The sequence below is a fragment of the Vibrio sp. CCB-PB317 genome, assembly GCF_022808245.1.
Classification (GTDB): domain Bacteria; phylum Pseudomonadota; class Gammaproteobacteria; order Enterobacterales; family Vibrionaceae; genus Vibrio; species Vibrio diabolicus.
Genome location: NZ_JALGNU010000003.1, coordinates 360,976 through 380,855, shown reverse-complemented (window position 1 = coordinate 380,855; position 19,880 = coordinate 360,976). Strand labels below are relative to the sequence as shown.

The 19,880-nt window shown below is 46.1% G+C and carries 17 protein-coding genes; 8 read left to right on the top strand and 9 right to left on the bottom strand.

Going from position 1 to position 19,880, the window contains the following annotated elements:
* Nucleotides 1–33: 33 nt before the first annotated feature.
* The 4 genes from glpK (at nt 34) to MTR11_RS18920 (ending at nt 5,476) form a co-directional block, all read left to right on the top strand.
* Nucleotides 34–1,551 (top strand): glycerol kinase GlpK, encoded by a 1,518-nt coding sequence (gene glpK / locus MTR11_RS18935; protein ID WP_006742415.1) that lies wholly within the window; start codon nt 34–36, stop codon nt 1,549–1,551.
* A gap of 159 nt (nt 1,552–1,710) precedes the next feature.
* On the top strand, nt 1,711–2,502 hold the full coding sequence (locus tag MTR11_RS18930; RefSeq protein WP_006742414.1) for a DeoR/GlpR family transcriptional regulator: 792 nt from the start codon (nt 1,711–1,713) through the stop codon (nt 2,500–2,502).
* A gap of 176 nt (nt 2,503–2,678) precedes the next feature.
* Complete coding sequence (gene glpD, locus MTR11_RS18925; protein WP_006742413.1) at nt 2,679–4,238, top strand: glycerol-3-phosphate dehydrogenase; 1,560 nt, start codon at nt 2,679–2,681, stop codon at nt 4,236–4,238.
* 284 nt (nt 4,239–4,522) lie between these two features.
* Nucleotides 4,523–5,476 carry a CorA family divalent cation transporter gene (locus MTR11_RS18920; RefSeq protein WP_243328201.1) on the top strand — a complete coding sequence of 318 codons (954 nt, stop codon included), beginning with the start codon at nt 4,523–4,525 and terminating at the stop codon, nt 5,474–5,476.
* A gap of 72 nt (nt 5,477–5,548) precedes the next feature.
* Here MTR11_RS18920 and MTR11_RS18915 read toward each other — a convergent pair whose 3' ends face one another.
* Nucleotides 5,549–6,733: an NnrS family protein gene (locus MTR11_RS18915; protein WP_243328200.1), complete on the bottom strand. Its 1,185-nt coding sequence runs from the start codon at nt 6,731–6,733 to the stop codon at nt 5,549–5,551.
* A gap of 184 nt (nt 6,734–6,917) precedes the next feature.
* Between MTR11_RS18915 and MTR11_RS18910 the strand changes: the two genes are divergently transcribed.
* Nucleotides 6,918–7,469, top strand: coding sequence for a gamma-glutamylcyclotransferase family protein (locus MTR11_RS18910; protein ID WP_114323574.1), 552 nt, complete (start codon nt 6,918–6,920; stop codon nt 7,467–7,469).
* Between the two features lie 38 nt (nt 7,470–7,507).
* Here MTR11_RS18910 and MTR11_RS18905 read toward each other — a convergent pair whose 3' ends face one another.
* Together MTR11_RS18905 and MTR11_RS18900 are read right to left on the bottom strand one after the other, a co-directional pair.
* Nucleotides 7,508–8,104: an outer membrane beta-barrel protein gene (locus tag MTR11_RS18905; RefSeq protein WP_048625919.1), complete on the bottom strand. Its 597-nt coding sequence runs from the start codon at nt 8,102–8,104 to the stop codon at nt 7,508–7,510.
* A 145-nt stretch (nt 8,105–8,249) separates the two neighbouring features.
* Nucleotides 8,250–8,582 carry a tRNA-binding protein gene (locus tag MTR11_RS18900; RefSeq protein ID WP_005494151.1) on the bottom strand — a complete coding sequence of 111 codons (333 nt, stop codon included), beginning with the start codon at nt 8,580–8,582 and terminating at the stop codon, nt 8,250–8,252.
* A gap of 176 nt (nt 8,583–8,758) precedes the next feature.
* On the opposite strand from MTR11_RS18900, the gene MTR11_RS18895 reads away from it, so the two are divergent.
* On the top strand, nt 8,759–9,757 hold the full coding sequence (locus MTR11_RS18895; protein ID WP_243328199.1) for a substrate-binding domain-containing protein: 999 nt from the start codon (nt 8,759–8,761) through the stop codon (nt 9,755–9,757).
* Between the two features lie 90 nt (nt 9,758–9,847).
* Here MTR11_RS18895 and MTR11_RS18890 read toward each other — a convergent pair whose 3' ends face one another.
* Together MTR11_RS18890 and MTR11_RS18885 are read right to left on the bottom strand one after the other, a co-directional pair.
* Complete coding sequence (locus MTR11_RS18890) at nt 9,848–11,236, bottom strand: MFS transporter (RefSeq protein WP_109169546.1); 1,389 nt, start codon at nt 11,234–11,236, stop codon at nt 9,848–9,850.
* 70 nt (nt 11,237–11,306) lie between these two features.
* Nucleotides 11,307–12,377: a cellulase family glycosylhydrolase gene (locus MTR11_RS18885; protein WP_243328198.1), complete on the bottom strand. Its 1,071-nt coding sequence runs from the start codon at nt 12,375–12,377 to the stop codon at nt 11,307–11,309.
* A 212-nt stretch (nt 12,378–12,589) separates the two neighbouring features.
* On the opposite strand from MTR11_RS18885, the gene MTR11_RS18880 reads away from it, so the two are divergent.
* On the top strand, nt 12,590–13,615 hold the full coding sequence (locus MTR11_RS18880; protein ID WP_243328197.1) for a LacI family DNA-binding transcriptional regulator: 1,026 nt from the start codon (nt 12,590–12,592) through the stop codon (nt 13,613–13,615).
* Nucleotides 13,616–13,688: 73 nt separating this feature from the next.
* On the opposite strand, the gene galM is transcribed toward MTR11_RS18880, so the two are convergent.
* The 4 genes from galM to galE form a co-directional block, all read right to left on the bottom strand.
* A complete protein-coding gene (gene galM, locus MTR11_RS18875) occupies nt 13,689–14,753 on the bottom strand; it encodes a galactose-1-epimerase (RefSeq protein WP_180818754.1) in 1,065 nt (354 codons plus the stop codon).
* 9 nt (nt 14,754–14,762) lie between these two features.
* Entirely contained in the window at nt 14,763–15,923 is a 1,161-nt protein-coding gene (galK, locus tag MTR11_RS18870; RefSeq protein WP_005456582.1) for a galactokinase, read from the bottom strand.
* Nucleotides 15,924–16,032: 109 nt separating this feature from the next.
* Nucleotides 16,033–17,085, bottom strand: coding sequence for a UDP-glucose--hexose-1-phosphate uridylyltransferase (locus MTR11_RS18865; RefSeq protein ID WP_243328196.1), 1,053 nt, complete (start codon nt 17,083–17,085; stop codon nt 16,033–16,035).
* An 84-nt stretch (nt 17,086–17,169) separates the two neighbouring features.
* On the bottom strand, nt 17,170–18,189 hold the full coding sequence (gene galE / locus MTR11_RS18860) for a UDP-glucose 4-epimerase GalE (RefSeq protein WP_054390467.1): 1,020 nt from the start codon (nt 18,187–18,189) through the stop codon (nt 17,170–17,172).
* A 380-nt stretch (nt 18,190–18,569) separates the two neighbouring features.
* Here galE and ebgR point away from each other — a divergent pair, with 380 nt between their 5' ends.
* The gene (ebgR, locus tag MTR11_RS18855) at nt 18,570–19,556 is read left to right on the top strand and encodes a transcriptional regulator EbgR (protein ID WP_005494135.1); all 987 of its coding nucleotides are present in this window, start codon (nt 18,570–18,572) and stop codon (nt 19,554–19,556) included.
* Nucleotides 19,557–19,880 lie beyond the last annotated feature (324 nt).

Sequence of the window (19,880 nt, the reverse complement as noted above, 5' to 3'; positions counted from 1 at the left end):
AAATATAAATAACGAAACAAAAGGATTCTTACCATGACTGAGCAAAAATACATTGTTGCCCTAGACCAAGGTACGACAAGCTCTCGCGCAGTAATTCTTGATCATGACGCGAACATCGTAAGCGTCGCACAGCGCGAATTTACTCAGATTTATCCAGAGGCAGGTTGGGTAGAACATGACCCAATGGAAATCTGGGCAACACAAAGCTCTACGTTGGTAGAAGCTCTAGCTAAGTCTGGCATCCGTAGCGACCAATTGGCGGCTATCGGTATTACTAACCAGCGTGAAACTACCATCGTCTGGAATAAAGAAACAGGCAAACCCGTTTACAATGCGATCGTATGGCAATGTCGCCGTACTGCTGACATCTGTGAAGATTTAAAAGCGCGTGGTCTAGAAAACTACGTACGTGACAACACAGGTTTGGTGCTTGACCCTTACTTCTCAGGAACCAAAGTGAAATGGATTCTGGACAATGTTGAAGGCGCGCGCGAAGACGCAGAAGCAGGCAAATTGTTGTTCGGTACCGTCGATACTTGGTTAGTTTGGAAGATGACTCAAGGCCGCGTTCACGTGACCGACTACACTAACGCATCGCGTACCATGCTATTTAACATCAACGATCTATGTTGGGATCAGAAAATGTTAGATGAGCTTGGTATCCCAGCATCTATGATGCCAGAAGTAAAACGTTCATCGGAAGTTTACGGTAAGACCAACATTGGTGGTAAAGGCGGTACTCGTATTCCTATTTCTGGTATTGCTGGTGACCAACAAGCTGCGCTTTACGGCCAAATGTGTGTTGAAGCGGGTCAGGCGAAAAACACTTACGGCACGGGTTGTTTCTTGCTAATGAATACGGGCCAAGAAAAAGTCACTTCGACGCACGGCCTACTGACAACTTTGGCTTGTGGTCCGAAAGGTGAGCCTGCTTATGCGCTTGAAGGTGCCGTATTCATGGGTGGTGCTTCTATCCAATGGCTACGTGATGAATTAAAAATCCTAAACGGTGCAGAAGACTCTGAATACTTCGCAACCAAAGTGGATACCTCAAACGGCGTTTATGTCGTGCCTGCCTTTACTGGTTTAGGCGCACCATACTGGGATGCCTACGCACGTGGCACGATTGTCGGCCTTACTCGCGGTGTGAACTCAAACCACATTATCCGTGCGACTTTGGAAGGCATCGCTTACCAAACTCGTGACGTACTGGATGCGATGCAAGCCGACTCAGGTATTAAACTTGCGAATCTTCGCGTCGATGGCGGTGCGGTAGCGAACAACTTCCTAATGCAGTTCCAATCAGATGTATTGAATACAGAAGTACACCGCCCTCAAGTAACAGAAGTGACGGCTCTTGGTGCAGCCTACCTTGCAGGCCTTGCCGTGGGTTACTGGGACAGCATTGACGAGTTGCAGAATAAAGCGGTGCTTGATCGCACGTTTGAGCCGCACGATGATGAAGAAAAGCGCAATCGTCGTTACAAGGGTTGGAAACGCGCAGTGAAATGTGCGCAAACCTGGTCTGAGCTTCACGACGAAGAAGATTAATCTCACCTCCACACGAAAAAAGAGCGCCATTTGTGCGCTCTTTTTTGCGCTTTGCCCCTGATTCCTGAACTCGCTTACTTCTCACAACGCGCAAATTCGAGCACAATAGAGCTTCGAATTTGAAGCATTGGCCGTTACCAATGCACAAGGGAGTGGTAAGTGAAGCAAATACCTCGACACCAACAGATTGTTGAGTTGGTGAAAAAACAAGGCTATGTCAGCACGGATGAGTTGGTAGAAAGATTCAATGTCAGCCCACAAACCATCCGACGCGATCTTAATGAACTCGCCGACGACAACAAAATTCGTCGTTATCACGGTGGTGCAACCATCCCTCTCAGTTCTGAAAACACATCTTACAACACGCGTAAAGCGCTCAACTTCAATGAAAAAGATGTCATTGCAGACGAGGTGGTCAAGCACATTCCTGATGGCGCGACTCTATTTATTGATATCGGCACCACACCAGAAGCGGTTGCGCGAGCGCTCAATAAAAACCATAAACAGCTACGCGTGGTTACCAACAATATCAACGTGGCAACCATTCTCTTCCCCAACCCAGAGATCAAAGTCATCTTAGCAGGCGGTGAAGTTCGAAGTCGCGATGGCGGCATTGTTGGCGAGGCTACTCTCGACTTCGTTAAACAGTTCCGTCTCGACTTTGGCATTCTTGGCATCAGTGGTATCGACTTCGATGGTTCACTGCTGGATTTTGATTATCACGAAGTCAGGGTCAAACAAGCGATCATCGACAACAGCCGCAGTGTATTTCTTGCCGTCGACCACACCAAGTTCGGGCGCAATGCTATGGTGAAGCTAGGCAATATCGCTCAGCTCAACATGATCTTTACCAACAAGCAGCCACCAGAAGAAATCCTGTCGATTTTAAAAGAAGCTTCAATTCCACTTGAAGTCGTTGAAGCGAACGAGACAAACTTCGAAAACGAGTAGTTTCAATCATTAATTTGCCTCTCAAATGACCTCTGTCTTAATTAGGCAGAGGTTTTTTTGTGCCTAAATCACACAAAACGCTCACAAACGAAAATAATAGATGATCACAAACGAAACCTAAGCTAGGATTAGATCATGTTCTAAAATGCTCGTTCGCTCACCAAGAGGTCAAATTTATGAGTATACAAAAAAATGCTTCCACTACTAGCTCATCCACTACCTTAGACTTGATCGTAATTGGTGGCGGCATTAACGGGGCTGGTATTGCGGCAGACGCAGCTGGCCGCGGTTTGAGTGTTGGCTTATACGAAGCAAGTGACTTTGCGTCCGCTACTTCTTCGGCAAGTTCTAAACTGATCCACGGCGGTTTACGCTACCTTGAACACTACGAGTTTCGTTTGGTTTCGGAAGCGCTCGCAGAGCGTGAAGTTATTCTTCGCAAAGCGCCTCACGTTGCCCTACCAATGCGTTTCCGTTTGCCTCATCGCCCATTCCTACGTCCAGCTTGGATGATTCGCTGTGGTCTGTTCCTTTACGATAACTTGGGTAAACGTACGACTCTGCCAGGCAGCAAAACAGTCAACTTAGCGAAATCGGGCTTGCTAAAACCAGAAATGAAAACCGGTTTCGAATACTCTGACTGTTGGGTTGATGACGCGCGTTTAGTATTACTTAACGTTCTGGCTGCTCGTGAAAACCATGCAGAAGTACGTAACTACTGCCGCGTAGAAAAAGCACACCGTGAAGGTGGTATCTGGCATGTCACAATTCATGACGTGATGACAGACCAACGTTTCGAACGCAAAGCAAAAGCACTAGTAAACGCAGCTGGCCCTTGGGTAAAACAGTTCTTTGATGATGGATTAGAGCAAGCCTCTCCTCGTAACATTCGCTTAATCAAAGGCTCGCACATCGTTGTTCCTCGTATCCACAACGAACCGCAAGCCTACATTCTTCAAAACAAAGACAACCGCATCGTATTTATGATTCCTTACTTAGACAAGTTCTCAATCATTGGTACAACAGATGTGGAATACAAAGGTGACCCACGCGAAGTGGCGATCTCAGATGACGAAGTCGATTACCTCATCGATATCGTAAACCAACACTTTGTCCACCAGCTGACTCGCGAAGATGTGGTTTGGACATATAGCGGTGTTCGCCCTTTATGTGACGATGAATCTGACTCTCCGCAAGCGATCACACGAGACTACACGCTAGAACTCGATGCGGAATACGACCATGCACCTCTGCTTTCTGTCTTTGGTGGTAAGCTGACGACCTACCGTAAGCTAGGTGAAGCGGCAATGAAAAAGCTGGCTCCTTTCCTACCAGAGATGGGAAGCGACTGGACGGCAAATCAGACCCTACCTGGTGGTAACTTCAGCTGTAGTCGTGAACAATTAGCTAAACAAATTCATGCTAAATACGCTTGGGCGCCAGAAGCATTGATTCTTCGTTACGTCACACAGTTTGGTACCCAAACGTGGAACTTAATGGAGGGCACAGCAAGCGAAGCTGACCTTGGACACGCGTTCTCATCACAAGCCGGCGGTGTTTACCAACGTGAGATCGACTACTTAATGAACCATGAAATGGCAATGACCGATGAAGACATTTTGTGGCGTCGTACCAAGCTTGGTCTGTACATGAACGACGAAGAAAAGCTGGCTTTATCGGACTATTTAAAAGAAAAGCTACAGCAAAAAGTGGTTAATCTTTCTCAAGTTGGCTAACTGCTCCTCCCCTCCCCACTAGAAAGCCTGCCTCGCTGCAGGCTTTTTTATTTTGCTGTTTTTACACCACACTTTGGCTTGCTTCACTTGATTACAAATAAGAGCAACTATTCATAGACATTTAGCGTTAAATGCAATCATACTCATTTAAATAATTACCCCTGAATAACTTTATGGCGCTAGGTTCAGAACGTTATCACTGATGCACTTCCCGGAAAATAATGCAGTGGAAGAACAGGCTCTTTCCGAGTTATTTGGGGAAAGGCTCAGACAAGGAAAAGAAAATGGGTTTTATGATTGAACATTGGGATTTTTCAACCCCAGAAGCAACTCAGCAATCCACAACGGCGGAGCAGATTCAAGCCAAACATTGGTACCATTGTGAACGGCTGCATCCCGATATTCGTGGCTGGCTAGAGCAAAACCAAGTACCACGTGCCACTGTTGATCACCTGTTAGCCGACGAAAGCCGACCGTCTTTCCACCCTTTGGATGACGAGAACTTCATGTTGATTTTACGAGGCGTCAATATGAATGGCGATGCTTCACCAGAAGACATGCTCAGTATTCGAATTCTCTATTTTCAAGGGGCACTGATTTCAACACGTAAGATCCCATCGCGTGCCATCATGGAAATTCGTCAAGCATTGGCGGAACATAAAGGCCCGAAAAGCCTTGCTGGTTTACTTCATCAGATTATTGAAGGATTAAATAGCAAAATAGACGTTTACCTCGATACGATTGAAGAGACGTTAAACCAGTTTGATGTGAATGATGAATCGACGTACAAGCATATGGCGACTCAAAAAGCGCTTATCTCCATCAAACGTTTTATTCGCCCTCAGCAATATGCTATTCGAGATCTCGTTGAATCAGAGTCCGAGTTGGTGGCTTTAAGGCCCCATCAATATCGCTTCGCCCACAATAATATTACGCGCATAAATGAAACACTTGAGTTTTATCTTGGAGAAGTCGCTCTCTTTCAAGAAGAAATCAAACATCATCGTGACGAGAAAACTAATAAAAACAGTTATCTATTTACCTTGGTGGCGACTATTTTCTTGCCAACCAGCTTCCTAACAGGTTTGCTTGGCATCAACATTGGCGGTATGCCAGGCGTGGAATCTGCCATGGCGTTCACCTGGTTCTGTATCGTTTTAATTGTCATCTTTGCTCTAGAGTGGTGGCTATTCAAACGTTTGGGGTTCACGAATAAAATGGACGACGAAGACGAATAAGCGCTAATCCTATAAAGAACAAAAATCAAAAGAGGAGCGCGCGGCTCCTCTTTCTCTACTCACATTAGAGCCCTATCCGGGATGACCATCAACGCGAGGGGTAATAAGCATCACGCCAAAGCGCCACACAAACAGGCCAAATGCGACAATCCACAATCCGCCACTGATATTAATCCACAGCATCATATTGGCAGGATCAAATATCACGGCAAAACTGCGAACCAAAGCTGCCGCGGTAATCGCCGCAAACGCAAGGCTCATGTTCGGACCTTTGTAGATCATGCGACCAGTATGTCCCATCGTCACCCGTGCGATCATCGCTAAAATCAAGCCGCCTAATGCACCTATCGCAAACAGGTGAATGAGGTTATGGCTGGCAAATGCATCTCCCCAAGTGCCTCGCAAAATTAAGCTTAGTGGCAAACACAAATACGCAGCATGCAGCGACCACACTAAAGGCTCGCTCAGGGTTAACCAAGGTTTCCAGCGAACAAAACGCACCAGCTGAGCAACTCCTGCAAACAGCATCAACGGATTGCCTAATTCTGCAAACGTCACAGGGAAAAAGCTCAGCACAAATAGCATTACCAACGGCAAGTTCGCGAACCATTCTAACCAAGCCAGTGGTTGCGCTTTTTCGAAATTAAATCGACGCGCAGTAAAGAATGGAATCACACGTCCGCCCATGACCGACAATAACAGCGTAAACCACCACAACATCGCCTGCCATACAGCAGAAGAGCTAAACGGCGGCATGCCTTTTATTGTTGCGTAGCTTGCAAAGTTCGCAAAAATGGCCAAAAGAAACAGCGGTACAAAAAACAGATTACGCCAACCTTTGGCTCGATAAACACGAATGCCTACCTCATAGGCAACAAACAACAAAAATACCGCTTCAATGCTGCTGGTTAACCATAACGGCGCTGACGTCCAAAGCAATATTCGGGGCGCGAGCCATAAGCCAAATAAGACCAAAAGCGTGTAATGCTTGGTGCCATTAATGCCAGTCCAGTTTTGTACCGCGGTCAGTACAAAACCAACCACAATCGCCATCGAAAAGCCGAACAACATTTCATGTACGTGCCACCATAATGCCGGTACAGCTAATGCGTTTGGCTGTCCGCTCTGGAATATCCACACCCACAACGCGATCACAACAATGGCGTAAATCGACCCAAACAGAAAAAACGGCCGAAAGCCTAGTCGCAGCCATGCAGGGATTTTTTCTTCCACTTTTTTATCGGTGATATTCAGCATTATCTTGCCCTCAAGCGTCTCTCGATGCTGGTTAACTCAACTACAATATTGATGCTACCATAAACATGCATAAAAAATACATGTTAAGAGTTAAGATTATACTTAAGAGGTAAAGTTGTGCTTCAGAGGAGGGTTAGGTATAAACGGTGAGAGACACAACCATCAGTTAAGGGATGCAACGACAATGTACATATTTGGCTATGGCAGTTTGATTAATTCTGCGTCACGTAAGTTAACCGGACAAACGGGAGAAGCCATTCCCGTCATTGCTCATGGACTGGTGCGCTACTGGGGAAAGATTGATGACAGCTATACTCTGTCTCCTCTGGTTGTGAACCAAGGCGATGGGCAGGTCAACGGCGTTTTACTCGAAGTGAATGAAGAAGCTCTCGCAGAATTCGATCGCCGTGAGCGTGGTTATCATCGTATTCAAATTCAGCCAGATCAAATCGAATCGGACGCGAACTTTAACCAAGAACATAGCATCTGGGTTTACGTAAAAGACGAGCCATTACCACCGTGCGTAAAAAGCCCAATCATGCAAAGCTATGTCGATACCGTGCTAGCAGGTTGCTTAGAAGTATCTCATGCGTTTGCAGAGCATTTTGTGCGTCACACCATTGGCTGGCAACACGCAAAAGAAAATGACCGCCACCAACCTAAATATGGCAACCTTGCAGGCGTGCAAGAGCATCATTACGAGTTGATTGATAATCTAATCAAAAAAGGAGCCTAACGGCTCCTTTTTAGTATCTATGTTTTGCTTATGCGAGCTTAAAACTTGTAATCAACGCCAACGTACAGGCTGTCAAAATCAAATTCAAGATCGCCACCACCTTCAACATCGATGGTTACTGTAGAAGCACGGTAGCCACCAGAAACAACCAGACCTGAAGCAAATTCATAACCCACTTCAGCACCATAATTAAAGCCAGCATCGCTACCATCAGTCTTACCAGTGAGACCAGAAAGGTTTGATTTTGCCTCTAAATCAACCCCCGTTACACCTAGACCAACAACAGCACCAACATAAAAACCAGTGCCAGAGAATTGGTACTTAGGTTTAGCATTAAGGTTGAATGAATAACCTTCAACAGTAGCTTCTAACCAATTACCCGCGCCCGATGCTTTTTCTTCGAAGCTACCGTAGTAAATGTACTCACCTTCTAAAGCCAATTTGAAGTTTTCTGAATATTGCAGCTCTTTACCTACCGCAATACCCAAACCTGTAGCTGAAGAGCTGTAAGAGTGACCTTCAACTTCAAGATCAGAGTTAAGAATATCTGCGCCAACATACCAGTTACCTTTTGCTTGAACTGACGCTGAAGCAACCACTGCACCTAAAGCCAATAATGGCAATACTTTTTTCATTATAATTTCCTATTTTTTTCATACTGTTAAACAGTTTTTAAAGCGCGGAGATTATAAATAGAGTTGAATATATTCCTATTGATTTATTTATAAAATGAGACACGAAACATAAACACGAACAATAAAACGTTTGCTTGATTAAACTCTAAACAATTCTCACCCCAGTCGGCATCGCTCTTTCTGGCGTAAGCAACACACTTTCGGATTCATCATCCGTTTCTGCGCACAACAACATACATTCTGAGGTTTCGCCGCGCATTTTGGCTTTGGCAAGATTACACAACACGACCACTTGTTTGCCCATCAACTCTTCCTCGGTGTAATAAGGTACTAAGCTGGTTACGGTTTGCAGTGTTTTTTCACCAATATCAATTTGCACAATGTACAGCTTGTCTGCATTTTGATGACGAGCCACTTCAATGATTTTTCCGGTACGAATTTCCAGTTTGGCAAAATCAGAGTAAGCAATAGTTTCCATAATTAAAACCTCAGTAAAGTTTTACTAAAAAGATAACGTTTACACTATCAGTAAGCTTAATAAATACAAGTGGTAAAGATCTCATTTCCGAAAGCAAATTCCCTATCAAATTGCACTTATTACACAATGGGTGTTTAATACTTCCAGTCAAAATTTTTAGCCACTAAAGGTTCTATATGGCAACGATCAAGGATGTCGCGAAAGAAGCCGGTGTTTCGGTCGCAACGGTTTCTCGCGTGATCAACAAGTCCCCAAAAGCCAGTCAATCATCGGTAGAGTCGGTCACCAAAGCAATGAGCAAATTGGGTTACAGACCCAATGCCGCAGCTCGCGCACTGGTGAGTCAAAGCACAAATACCATGGGTGTGTTGGTGAGTGATGTGTCCGATCCTTTCTTCGGCACGCTGGTCAAATCCGTCGATAATATCGCGCGCGAAAATGGCAAACATATCTTGATTGGCAACGGGTATCACAATCCAGATGATGAGCGTCAAGCCCTAGAATTGCTGATCAACAGCCGTTGCGATGCAATAGTCATCCACTCGAAAGGCTTATCTGATGAGGATCTAATTGGCTACGCCCAAGAAGTAAAAGGTATGGTGCTTATCAATCGTCATATCCCAGAGCTGGCTGAACGCTGTATTTCCCTTGATAACCGCAAAGGAGCATTCCTCGCGACAGAATATTTAATTCGTCACGGGCATCACAAAATCGCTTGCATTGCCTCATCCCACGATATCGAAGATACCGATGAGCGATTGCAAGGTTACCAAGCAGCATTGAAAGAACATGGTATTGAACTCTCCAAAAGCTACATCGAATACGGTGAACCCAACAGTGATGGTGGCGAAGTTGCGATGACCAACCTGTTAACCAAATCTTTGGAGATTACTGGAGTGGTGGCCTACAACGACTACATGGCCGCTGGCGCACTGGCAGCGTTAGATCAAAATGGCATTGACGTACCAAGTAAGGTTTCTATGGTCGGGTTCGATGATGGCTTGATCGCCCGCTTTGTTCACCCTAGCCTGACCACTATTCGCTACCCAATCGAGATGATGGCAGAACGCGCCGCCCGTTTGGCTTTGGCGCTATCTCGTGACGAAAAAGTTGAAGACGAAACCATTATTTTTAGCCCAACTTTAGTACGAAGAAATTCTGTTGAGCGTTGTTGATGGTGGATAACCTGTAAATTGAAAACGAAAAGCCCGCTCAGGTTATTGAGCGGGCTTTTTCTTTGAGCACTTGTCGAGACGATATGGATTCTAGCTCAAGGCTTCGTTCGGTTTTGCAGACTTCACGTCAACGCCTTCCGCAAACTCACCACGCTGTAATTTTTCTCGTAAAATCGCATGTTGGTCTTCGGTAAATGTGTAGCGAGACATAATAAAGATGCGCACTAAAGCTCCCAATGCGGGTAGCAACGCAATACAGAAGAACATGCCACTGAGCGCGGTTTCCGTTTGCGCCGCATTTGGTACATAGCCAATCATCGTCAAGATTACCCCCGTTAAGCCGCCCGCTACCGCAACAGAAAGTTTGCCTGTAAAGGTTTGTCCCGAGAACGTGATCGCCGCGGTACGTTTGCCACTGTGGTAGTACGAGTACTCTACTGTGTCTGCAATCATGGCCGAGATAAGAGGGTTGGTCATCATAAAGATACCTGTAATCACCGCTAACCACGCCATCACGACCGTTGGATTATCATAGCCAGTAAAATAGAACCCAATGCGAGCGATGATCTCTAAAACACACAGCGCAATAAAGATGTCACGTTTTTTGAAACGCTTTGTCAGCACAGGCGTAGCCAAACACGCAATCGCACTTACCAAAGTGATGGTACCAATCAGAGAGACTAACCCTGCGTCACCCATGTTGTATGTGAAGAAGAAAATGTATAAGCCATTCACCAGATTGAAGAACACATTCATGAAAAACGCTGCCAGAATAAAAAACAACGGCTTGTTTTTACGAACGGCTTGAAAGGTTTGTTTTAGCGTGACTTTTTCACAGCTCTTCGTCGAGATGCGTTCTTTGGTGTTATAAAAACCGTTCAGCATGAAGAACAAACCCGCGATCATCAACACAATCACAGCTGGTAAGTAACCCTGATCTGCTCGGCCATCAGCGAAGTAAGCGCTCAGTTTCGGGAACACAACCAAAGTTGCACCAATACCTGCATTCACCCCTAACATGGCACAAGTTGCCGCTTTTGCTCGCTCTTGCGGTTCATCCGTCATAACAGAAGACATAGACCAAAACGGCACATCAGAAATTGTGTAAAGCGTACCCCAAAGAATGTAAGTGATACCGGCATACATCACTTTTGTCGATGTATCAGCATCGATGTTATAGAAAGCGGCAACCGTGACCAGAACAATCAGAACCGGCGTAAACAGCATGTAAGGGCGGAATTTACCAAAGCGAGAGTCTAACGTGTCCATGTATCCGGCAATGAGCGGATCATTCACCGCATCCCACACACGAGCAATCAAAAAAATCGTACTCGCCGCAATTGGAGAAATGCCCAAAATATCGGTATAGAAATAAAGAATAAAAGAGCCGACTAGACCAAAGCTAAAGCACTGGCCTACTCCATAGCCGAAGTAAGACATCAGCTCCTTATTAGTGAGTTTGTTTTGTAGAGTAGTCATTGTTCACGTCTCAATTGATTTTATTGTAAATAAGAAACCGACCCATTTCTCAGAGTCGGCTCACAGGCAATTAATCCACTTCTGCGAGTGTTTTGATCAATTGCACTTCGCTTGCGTCATACGGCTGTCCTTGCTCATCAAGCAGATCGTGGAACCATTGACTCGCATAGTTTGCATCGCTACGTTTTATCTCTGGCCAAGGCAGATGCGTTTGTGTTTTTCCTTTCACTAATCCCCACTGGTAGCAGCCAATGTTTTTCTGTTTAAAGACCGGAAGCTGTTCGTGCATGTACGATTGCGCATGACGAGCAAGCCACTCAGTACACATCATTGGTCGGTTGTAGCTTTCTACAATTTCAACGGCTTTATGGAACAGATCGAGTGGTAAGTAAGCGTGGAAAGTAATGATGTCCGACAGATCCATCGCTTTGCAATCGGTTGGGTGTTCATAAATCGGCAGGCTTCGGTCAAGAATGCTTGGCGCATGCCAAGCGCCGACAGTAAGAGGCTGAGTTGGGTTTTCTTCACGTGCCCACTCAAACGCTTGTTCCATCAGCTCATGACTAAAGGTTTCCATTTCTTCGTCGTAAGCAATCTCACCCGTGATGGTGAAAATCATGCGGTTGGTTGGCTCGTTATAGAGATCCCAAATAACGATTCGAGGGTCATTTTTGTAGGTAGAGATGATGTCGCGAATATACGCTTCGACCTCACCCCACATAGATTTGTCCATCACCACATTGCGACCAGGACTTGCTGCTGCTTGGCTGTTGTGCAAATCCGGTACTGGCGCTTTTTGTTCACCAAGATAAGGATGGTCGCCCGAGAAACCGCAGTCATCCATCGGCGTGAGCATCACTTTGATTTGATTGCGTTCGCAAATATCCAGAAAGCGCTCAATTCGCGCATGTAAACCATCGCGATCCGCTTGCCAAACTATAAATGGTAAGTTGGTACGTAAAGTGTTGTAACCCACATCATGCGCCCAAGCTAACTCTTGTTCCATCACCTCAGGTGCAAAAGATTCCGCTTGCCACATCTCATTCCAGTTAACCGCTGTGCGCGGTAAATAGTTAAAGCCACGTAGCCAGCCATGCTCTTTTTGCCATTGCCACGCTTTCTCTTCCGACCATCTTTTCATCTTACTCACCTTAAAACTAAATTATTAACTAATAATATTAGCTAATATATTAATTAATAATTTAATGACTAGGTGCTCAAAGAATAAACGTGGTGAAAATCACAGCTTTTAAGTTGCTCTGACTTACTTTTGTGATCTTTATCTTTAAAGGGTGATCCGAACTTAATCTTTAGCTAATATCTTTAGCTAACGAAATTACGTAAAAGAGCAGAATGGCTAAAAAAATCACCATGAGTGACATTGCGGCGGCGGCTGGCGTCTCTCAGTCGACCGTATCGCTGGTATTGAATGGCTCAACTTCCGTAAAAATCGCGGAAGCGACCAAACGTAAAGTGCTCGAAACCGCAGAATCACTTGGCTACAAAAACAAAAAGGTTACCCATGCTTTGGGACGCCCTAAAAAGATCGCATTGGTGATCAACGGCTTAACCAGTTATGACCCATTTATCGATGCCATCAATGCAGCGAGAGAAGAAGCGTGGTCGAACGACTACATATTGGTGACGTTCAATTACAGCCATGATGAAGTGTTGGCAAGCAAGATTGAGTCGGAGATCAACGGCGGTGATTACGCAGGCTTGGTTTACGCATCTAGTATGACGCGAGAGTTGGAGCAGCAACGCGTCACAACTTCCTTACCGACTGTACTGCTGAACTGCACCAACGAAGAACACACCGAAACGCCAAGTATTTTGCCAGCCGATATGATTGGAGCTTACAAAGCAGTTTCACACCTCACGACGCAAGGTTATCGTCGCATTGCCATGCTGTCTGGTGAAAGTTGGATGCTAGCCAGTAAGCAACGTGCCGATGGTTATCGTCAGGCTCTCATTGATGCAGACATCATTCCTAACTCAGAGTATTTAGTCGATGCAAACTGGTCGCTAAAAAAAGCGCACCAGCAAACACTGGCACTACTGAATATGGAGCAGCCGCCAGAAGCGATTTTCTGTGGCAGCGACTATATGGCAATGGGGTGCTACCAAGCGATAGCGGAGTTGGGGTTGAAGATTCCTCAGGATGTTGCCGTTGTCGGTTACGATAATCAGCAAATCGCCTCTGAAAGCTTCCCAGCATTAACGTCGGTTGAACTGCCCTACTCAGACATGGGTAAACTCGCAATCGAATCGTTGATGGCACTGATTGAAGGGCAACCGTTGCTTTCTAACAAACGCAAAGTAGAGGGTGAGCTCATCGTTCGAACCTCTTCGACAAAAACAAAAAAGGTGGGCATGTAGCCCACCATAACACCCAAAGTCGTTGGAGTTGCAGCATCGCTGCCGCTGCAAGTTCAAAGGGTAGAAGTGCTATCTAAAATTCAAACTGATAAGTAGTTTGATGCTGATAGCAATCCCCAGAGCTCAACACCCCATTGTTGAGTCCCCATTCTGGTTTGTTTGGCCCGTCTGGAAAGTACTGCGTTTCCAACGCAAGGCCGTCATAGCGTTCGTAAGTTTTACTTGCACCTGGCGTACCGGCTAAGAAATTACCTGAATAAAACTGGATGGCAGGCTTGGTGGTTTTCACTTTCATCACCACATCTTCTTTTGGTGCAATTAAAACCGCAGCGACAGACACGCCATCGGTCACTTCAGGCATGAAGACAAAGGCGTGATCGTAGCCACCAGCAGTTTTCTGATCTTGCTCAGCAAGAAATTCTTGGCCAATCGATTTTGGCTCGGTGAAGTCGAAACTGGTGCCCGAAACTGGTTTTTGTTCACCGGTAGGAATTAACCCCGCATCCGTTGGCAAGTAATGCCCAGCATTGAGCTGTAAAGTATGATCCAAACTTTTCGCGCGGCTCGCCTCACCAGCCAAGTTAAAGTAGGCGTGATTGGTTAAATTCACTGGTGATGTTTTGTCGGTCTTAGCATCATAGGCGATAGCTAGTTCATTCTCGTCAGTGAGCGTGTACGTCACCTTCACATAGAGGTTTCCCGGATAGCCTTGGTCACCGTCCGGTGAGCGAAGTGAAAAAGTGACCTGTTGATCATTTTGCTCTTCAACCTTCCAGCGGCGTTTATCAAACCCTTCTAGGCCACCGTGCAGTGAGTTTTCACCGTTATTGATACCAAGTTGATACTTCTCTCCGTCTATCTCAAACTGCCCCTTCGCAATTCGGTTAGCAAAGCGGCCAACAATGGAACCGAAGTAAGCGTCTTGCTTCATGTGTTCAGCCATATTTGGTGAGCGCAACAACACTTCACGGTTTTCACCATTTACCGGTAATTTGCAACTCAACCATGTCGCACCGATATCCATAAACGACGCCGTCATACCATTCGCGTTGGTCAAATGAATCAGAGTCGCAGTTTGGCCATCAAACGACGGCGTTTGCGCCATCGCTTGTTCTAGTTGTTGAAAATAGGCTTTCATCATCATTCCTTACAGCACTTCAACCAAACCCGCACCATTTTGGGCTTGGCAAACATAAATCGACTCTTTTAAGCCCGTAGCCGCTTGGTACTTCGCTTCAACTTCCGCTTTCACGTCATCAACCAGTGCTGGCGGTACAAGTGCCACGATGCAACCACCAAAGCCACCGCCAGTCATGCGCACGCCGCCTTGATCGCCGATCACCTCTTTGACTATCTCCACCAGCGTATCGATTTCTTTTACCGTGATTTCGAAATCATCGCGCATCGAGGCATGAGACTCGGCCATCAGCTCGCCCATACGCTTCATGTCGTGTGCTCGTAGCGCTTGTGCCGCTTCCACAGTACGATCATTTTCTGTGATGACGTGACGGGCACGCTTGGCCACCATTTCATCCAGCTCAGCGACTTTCTCGTTGAACTGCTCAATCGTCACATCACGCAAAGCTTTCACACCGAAAATACGCGCAGCTTCTTCACATTGCTGACGACGAGTGTTGTATTCGCTGTCGACCAAACCACGTTTTTTATTCGAGTTGATGATCACGACAGCCATGTCTTCTGGCATTGAGACTGCTTCAGTTTCAAGGCTACGGCAATCTAATAGCATCGCATGATTTTCACGCCCTTCCGCTGAAATCATTTGATCCATGATGCCGCAGTTGCAACCGACGAATTCATTCTCAGCTTGCTGACCGTTTAACGCAATTTCGGCTTGGCTGATTTCAAGGTTAAACAACACTTTAAACGTTTGACCGATCACCACTTCCAATGCCGCCGATGAGCTCAAACCCGCGCCTTGAGGTACGTTGCCGCTGACTGAAATATCCGCCCCAGTAAACTGGTAGCCACGCGCCAGAAGACACTTCACCACGCCGCGAATGTAGTTCGCCCACATTTTATCTTGCTGGAAAGTAATGGCTTGCGTGATATCGAATTCGTCCACTGCGTTGCCGTAATCGACCGAGACCACACGCACGATATTGTCTTCACGCTTTGCCGCCGCCACGACCGTTTGGTAGTTAATGGCACACGGTAGGACAAAACCATCGTTGTAATCGGTGTGCTCACCAATCAAGTTCACACGACCAGGCGCTTGGATAATATGGCTAGGTGCGTAGCCCAACACTTGCTCAAATGACGCTTTCACATTTTGGATAAGTTCAGACATAGGGACGTTCTCTTAAAATAGTAATTTGTGTGGGATAGCGCGTTGAGCCTAACTTTCTATCTGTAAAGTCGCGCTATCCCGTTATTCGTAATCAGTCCAATTTAAAGACTTAGCATTCTTTGTAGTGGACATCACTCACATCACGCAGACGCTGCGCCGCTTGCTCTGCAGTGAGGTCACGTTGGCTTTCTGCCAGCATTTCGTAGCCCACCATGAACTTACGAACCGTGGCACTGCGCAGTAGTGGCGGATAAAAAAGTGCATGAAGCTGCCAATGGTCGATGTCTGTGCCTTCGTCAAAAAACGGCGCGTAGTGCCACCCCATCGAGTAAGGGAAAGAGCATTGGAATAAATTGTCGTAACGGCTGGTCAGCTTCTTAATCGCTCGCGCTAAATCGTCTCGTTGCTCATCGCTGAGTTCGCTCATGCGACGAATGTGCGTTTTCGGCAACAACATGGTTTCGAACGGCCAAGCAGCCCAGTAAGGCACCACCGCCAGCCAGTGTTCGGTTTCCACCACAATGCGTGAACCGTCTTTGAGTTCCGCTTGTACGTAATCCACCAGCAAGTTGCTGCAGTGTTCTTGGTAGTAGGCTTTTAGGTTGTGCTCTTTACGCTCGATTTCATTTGGTAAGAAGCTGTTCGCCCAGATTTGACCGTGTGGATGCGGCTGAGAACAGCCCATGGTTTCGCCTTTGTTTTCGAACGCCTGAACCCAAACGTACTCTTTGCCGAGCTCTTCAATTTGCTCATTCCATGTATCAATCACGCCACGAATTTTATCCACTGGCAGCTCCGGTAAGGTTTTGCTGTGATCTGGCGAGAAGCAAATCACTCGGCTCAAACCACGCACGCCTTGCGTTTTGAATAGCGGGTTGTTTGACTCTGGTGCATCTGGTGAATCCACCATCAGCGCAGCAAAATCGTTATTGAACACATAGGTGCCTTGGTAATCTGGATTAACATCGCCAGAGATACGTTCGTTGGTTGGACAAAGGAAACATTTACCGTCATAGCTTGGTAGCTCATCCAATGCGGGCTTTTCATCTGCGCCGCTCCAAGGGCGTTTTGCACGGTGAGGTGAAACCAAAATCCATTGCCCAGTCAGAGGGTTGTAACGGCGGTGTGGATGATCCACTGGGTTAAATTCGACATTCGACATGTTACTTACTCAACTTTTAAGAATTCTTTCATCTGCATTTCTCAATGGAATTGGAAAGTGCAGACAATAATGCGGCGACGTAAACTACGCAGGGGAATAGCCACTAGGGTTATTTGACTGCCAGTGCCACGTATCGGCAGTCATTTCAGCTACCGTGCGTGTTGCTTTCCAGCCTAGTTCACGCTCAGCTTTTTCCGTGCTTGCCCAACATTCAGCAATATCCCCAGGACGACGCGGGCATAACTCGTAAGGCACTGGTTTACCGCAAGCGGCCGCGAACGCATCCACCATCTCAAGTACGCTCGAGCCTTTACCTGTACCTAAGTTGTAAATGTGCAAACCCGATTTCTCACCCACCGATTTCAATGCGGCGATGTGGCCGTCGGCCAGATCCATCACATGGATGTAATCACGCACGCCAGTGCCGTCAGGGGTTGGATAGTCGCTACCGAATACCGAGAGTTTTTCTCGGCGACCAACAGCGACTTGGGCGATAAATGGCATCAGGTTATTGGGAATGCCTTGTGGGTCTTCCCCCATGCAGCCCGATGAGTGCGCGCCAACTGGGTTGAAGTAACGCAGTAAGGTGATGCTCCAGTCGTTTTCAGCATGGAACAGATCGCTTAAGCACTGCTCCACCATATATTTGCTGCGTCCGTATGGATTGGTGGTTGCGCCTGTTGGTGAATCTTCCGTAATCGGCACTATTTCAGGGTCACCGTAAACCGTTGCCGATGAACTGAATACGATGCTTTTCACGCCCGCTTTACGCATGCTGCGCGCTAACACCAATGAGCCATTGACGTTGTTGTCGTAGTACTCAAGTGGTTTTGCCACCGATTCGCCAACCGCTTTGAGGCCAGCAAAGTGGATCACGGCTTGGATGTCGTGCTGCGCGAATACCGTATCCAAAAAGGCTTCGTCACGGATGTCACCTTGGTGGAACGCAGGCTGTTTGCCAGTCAGCGCTTCAATACGGTTTAACACTTCCAGTTTGGCGTTACACAAGTTATCAACGATGATAGGTTCCATTCCCGCTTCAATCATCTGAACGCAAGTGTGACTACCGATGTATCCCATACCGCCTGTGACAAGAACTTTCACTTTTTGCTTCTCCACGTTTGCTGCTTTCTGTTCATACCTCACTCTGATGCGCTAAAAGCCAATCGCCATTGCATCGAATCAGTACGCCCATTTCTTAACTGGCTAAAAGTCTAGCAACCAATCTCGATCCAGATCCGTGATCGAATTCAAATTGTGTAAACGTTTCCACAAAATTACACAAAAGCTTTATTTTAGATGCTAACTTTAGTTAAATTAAACCAAGAAGATGATGAGCTGTGAAGATGAGTCGAGCAGATACCGCTCTCTTTCGTGGATCGCACGATTTTACTAAAAGTTTGTGCATCCCTAAGTAGCTGTTTACAATAGCCAGATTATTGAGTTCTCACTTGGACTGTGAGCAATGCCAACGGGAAATGTACATGGCAACACTAAAAGATATCGCTACAGAAGCGGGCGTCTCACTTGCAACTGTATCGCGAGTTTTGAATGACGATCCGACGTTGAGCGTTAAAGAAGAAACCAAACGCCGCATTTTAGAAATCGCAGAAAAGCTGGAATACCGCACCAGCAGTTCGAAGAAAGCCACCAAAGAAGCCAAGCAAAAACATCACTTTTTGGCCTTGTATAATTACAAACAAGAAGCAGAAGTGAATGACCCGTACTACTTGTCGATTCGTCATGGGATTGAAACTCAGTGCGACAAACTCGGCATTACGCTAACCAATTGCTACAACAGCGAAATTGATGTTGAAACGCAAAAGATTACGGGTGTCCTTTTAGTCGGGAAAGTCGACCAAAAGGTGGTCAATAAGTTACCTAAACGCCTAGCCGATAGCATCTGTTACATCGACTTTTCAGATCCAACTAGCCCTTACGATTGCGTTGATATCGACCTTGTAAGAATCAGCAAGCAAGTGGTTGATTTCTTTGTACAACAAGGCTACGAACGCATCGGCTTTATTGGTGGACAAGACGAGCCCAACACCGCAGACATTCGTGAAAATGCGTTTGTGGACTACGGCAGTCTAAAAGGTGTGGTTTCTGAAGACGACATTTATCGTGGCGATTTCTCTAGCTTGTCCGGTTATGACTTAGCGAAAGAGATGCTGGCTAAAGGCGATTTCCCAAAAGCGATGTTCATTGCTTCGGACTCCATTGCGATTGGTGTGTTACGAGCAGTGCATGAGTTTGGTTTAAACATTCCTGATGATATTGCGCTGATCAGCGTGAACGACATTCCTACCGCGCGCTTTACCTTCCCTCCTCTATCTACCGTTCGTATTCATTCTGAAATGATGGGGATTCAAGGCGTGAACTTGTTAGTAGAAAAATACCGTGACGGACGCGCACTGCCCCTTCAAGTGTACGTTCCAAGCAAGCTCAAGCTACGCGGCACAACTCGATAAAAACACCCTCAAAACTGCTCAAATAAGGCACTGAATTTTCAGTGCTTTTTATTTCTTCTTTTATTTTCTACCGAATTTTTACTGTTTTTACTTTCCAAAACAATCTAGAACGCATTCCTTTACTCTGATCACATCTTGCTCAACATTGGTCATTTAAAACGTGATCAAGTTAAAGTAAAACGTTTTCACTAATTTATTTTAGTAAAACTTTTACTAATATCTTTCTCAGATTATTCATAAGCATTTTTCACAATACATCGGCCGTTGTTTTTGCACTGATGTTGAGCCGCGATGAAACCAATCCGCACTCCAACATAAGCGCAC